General features: G+C 61.9%; 1 protein-coding gene. It reads right to left on the reverse strand.

The window, feature by feature from the left end; all coding sequences use genetic code 11:
* Positions 1–622, reverse strand: a 622-nt coding sequence (locus AC07M7_RS21110; protein WP_495208224.1) for an IS110 family transposase, incomplete at its 3' end; no start/stop codon positions are given.
* Positions 623–840 lie beyond the last annotated feature (218 nt).

The following is an 840-nucleotide window of genomic DNA, read 5'->3' on the forward strand; positions in this document are numbered from 1 at the left end:
TGCCCAGCTCCGGGAGCTCGCAGGCCAGGGTTGCCATCAACACCGGGCCGGCACCTTTGAGCTTGGCAAAGTCACGCCATCCTTCCTGTTCGGCCAGCAGCGCTGCGATGGTGGCGTCGAGCTGCTTGATGCTTTTCTGGATCTCGCGCAGGTGCTGATTCAGCATGGAAATCAGGCTGGGTTCGCTGAACGCGCGCATGCGCTGATGCTCGCTCACCCGCATCTGGACCAGGTGGCGACGTCGCTGGCACAGCTCCCCCAGACGGCGCTGCCAAGCCGCTGGCGGTACGTAGCGGGTCAGCTTTAGGGCATCGGCCATGTGGGCCAGCACCATGGCATCAATACGATCGGTCTTGGCCTGCTTTCCCGTGGCTGAGGCAAAGCTGCGGCCACGGCCAGGATTGATTCGTACCATCGGCAGGCCTGCTTCATGCAGCGCATCCAGTGCCTTTTGCTCGTAGCCGCCACTGGCCTCGAGCACGACCTGCTTGGCTGGCCACTGCTGCAACCACCGGATCAGGCTATTCCAGCCACGCTTGCTGTTCTTGAACTGGCGAAAGGCCTGTTCATGGACGGCAACATCCAGATTCTCACCACTGACATCGATCCCGATCCCAAACATGAGGTAACTCCGCTAGGCTGACAGGGCCGAGAGCTCCCCCCGCTTGCCCAGTCTTATCAGTGCGAGCGCCAACTCGATCAACTGTTCGGGCGGATCAGGGAGAAACCGGCGCGGAGATCCTTGCTACAGAGCGATCGAGAAGACCTAGAGCCGAACGGTCGCCCGCGCCGGGCTCTCGGCACCTAAGGTGCCAGAGTCGCAAGAGATAAGAGCCGAGC

It is taken from the genome of Stenotrophomonas sp. GW821-FHT09E08, from assembly GCF_059416125.1.